We start from the raw sequence: 2326 nt of genomic DNA, 5'->3' as shown, positions 1-2326 counted from the left end.
GCCGGTCTTCTGGCGGTGAAGCTGCCGGAAGCGGTGGTGATCGGCGTCGGTGCGGCGGTGATCATGGCGGCGATCTGGTTGGCGCGCGGCGGCTGGCGGCGGGCGGGCGCCTTCACGGTCGTCCGCTACACGCCACTCGCGCTGGCGGGTTTCCTGCCGATCCTGCTGTTCGTGCTGATGCGTCCGTCGGTCTACAACGGCATCCGCCATTTCCTGTTCCTGGCGCCGCCCTTCGTTGTGATGGCGGCTATCGCCGCCGACCGGTTGTGGACCCTGTGCCAGCGCGGTGGCCGGGCGCTGGGCCAGGGGTTCGCCGCGGCGATGACCGTGGTCGGCGTGGTGTACGCCTGGCAACTGGGCGCCATGCATCCGAACCAGTACGTGTACTACAACCAGTTCGTCGGTGGCGTACGGGGTGCCGATGGCCGGTTCGAGCTGGACTATTGGGGCAACTCCCTGCACGAGGCCCTGCAGGAGCTGATCGAGTATGTCGAGCGCGAGAATGACGGCCACCCGCCGCCGCGGCAGTACACGCTGACCGTCTGCGGCAATACCCTGGCGGTGCGGTTCGAGCTGCCGCCCTGGCTGCGTCTGGTGAACGGCATCGAGCCGGACTGGCGCAAGGCCGACTTCTTCCTGGCCTTCACCCAGGTGAAGCGCTGCCCGTCGCTGCTGGACGGCCACCCGATCCTGGAGATCGCAGCGGACGACGTGCCGCTGTCCGTGGTCAAGGACCGCCGTCCGCCCAGGGCCGACATCCCCACCGAATAGCCGTCGCCAACCGACGGTCATCGGTCTGCCAAGCCTGACCGGTCGGGCGGTGGCGCGGCGGCCGGGGAGTACCCCCGGCGGCTCCCGCCCCGTCTTTCGCCGGATCGCCCTTCGCGGCCCTGTCCGTCTGCCGTACGCCCGCCCACTCTCCGGACCAGCGATTGGGGCCGGGTGGAGGCGGAGATGCGGCGCAGGCTGCTCTGGGGCGTATTGGGTGTGCTGCTCTGGAGTGTTCCGCTCGGGCCGACCGGGGCCATCGGCCTGGACCGCAGGACCGACCCGCAGCCGGACCCACTGATGGAGGCAGCGACCCACTCGGTCGAGGCGTGGCGGCTACCGGCCGGAGGCGGCAGCCTTGTGGTCGGTGTCATCCGCGGCGGCCGGACGTTGGTGATCGGTCGTGGCGAGGCCGGACGTCCCGACGGCGGACCGCCCGACGGGCGCACCCTGTTCCAGATCGCCTCCCTGACCAAGCCCTTCACCGGTACCATCATGGCAGACCTGATGCGGGAGGGCCGCGTCGCCCCCACCGACCCGGTGCAGCGCCATCTGCGGCGCCTTGGACCGCTGCCGGTCGCCCATGTGCCGGATTACAACGGCCGGCCGATCCGGCTGCGCGATCTTGCCACCCACACCGCCGGCCTGCCCAACGTGCCGGAAACGCCTCGCTTCTCCTGGAATCGGCTGGAGGACCCGCGCAACCCCTACAAGCAGCTCTCGCGGGGCGAGTTGGCATCGTGGCTGTCGGGATACCGGCTGCCGGTGCCACCGGGGGAGCGCTTCAGCTATTCCAACGCCGGCATGTCGGTGTTGGGAGAGGCGCTGGCGGCGGCGGCCGGCCAGCCTTACGAGACGCTGCTGAAACGGCTGGTGACCGACCGTTTCGGGCTGCGCGACACCACCCTGCAACTGACGGCTGAGCAGCGGGCGCGCAAAGCGGCTGGTCACGCCCGCGGTCGGATCGTGCCGGATTGGGAGGCGCCGGCAATGCTCCCCGCCTTCGGCCTCTATTCCTCCGCCGACGATCTGCTGCGCTGGCTTGCCGCCAATCTCGGGGATTGTCGGGCCGGGCCCGCCGCGGGTCCAAACGGCCGTGGCTGTGTTCCGTCGGTGGCAGCGACACTGGGGCTGGCGCAGGCCGTGCAGGTTGACGGGCGCTCGCTGGTCGATCCAGGCAGTCTGGGAAGCGGGGCGATGGCGCTTGGCTGGTTCGTCGCCTGGGCCACGGATGGCACGCCGATCCATTGGCATTCCGGCTCAACCGGCGGCTTCAACGCCTATATCGCCTTCTCGAAGGCGCATGACTGGGGCGTGGTGGCCTTGACCAACAGCGACCCCGATCAGGCCGCCGCCGACCACGCGGTGATCGACCTCGTCCACCGCCTGGAAGCGCGGCCGGAAGTTGCGAGCCTGCCGTGACGGCGCGGTCCCGTCAGTGCAGGCGCCGTGGCAGCCTGGCCGGGATTTCGACATCGGCGCGGGCGGGAGCGATGGGCCCCGCCTGGTGATGGGCCAGGCGCCAGTTGCCCTTTTCACGGGCGAACAGGTTGGTGGG

1 protein-coding gene and 1 pseudogene are annotated in these 2326 nt (G+C 70.4%); both read left to right on the top strand.

From position 1 onward, the window contains the following. Window positions 1-771 (top strand): annotated as a pseudogene (locus I71_RS07340) (hypothetical protein); the annotation flags it as partial. Window positions 772-954: 183 nt separating this feature from the next. Continuing rightward, complete coding sequence (locus tag I71_RS07335) at window positions 955-2190, top strand: serine hydrolase (protein WP_042693263.1); 1236 nt, start codon at window positions 955-957, stop codon at window positions 2188-2190. Window positions 2191-2326: the final 136 nt, after the last annotated feature.

It is taken from the genome of Azospirillum sp. B506 (assembly GCF_000333595.1).
Taxonomy (GTDB): Bacteria; Pseudomonadota; Alphaproteobacteria; order Azospirillales; family Azospirillaceae; genus Azospirillum.
This window is presented reverse-complemented; position numbering and strand designations above follow the sequence as displayed.

Bases quoted from the DNA above. Each gene is read 5' to 3' on its own strand.
- I71_RS07335 (WP_042693263.1), top strand. From the start codon at position 955: ATGCGGCGCAGGCTGCTCTGGGGCGTATTGGGTGTGCTGCTCTGGAGT.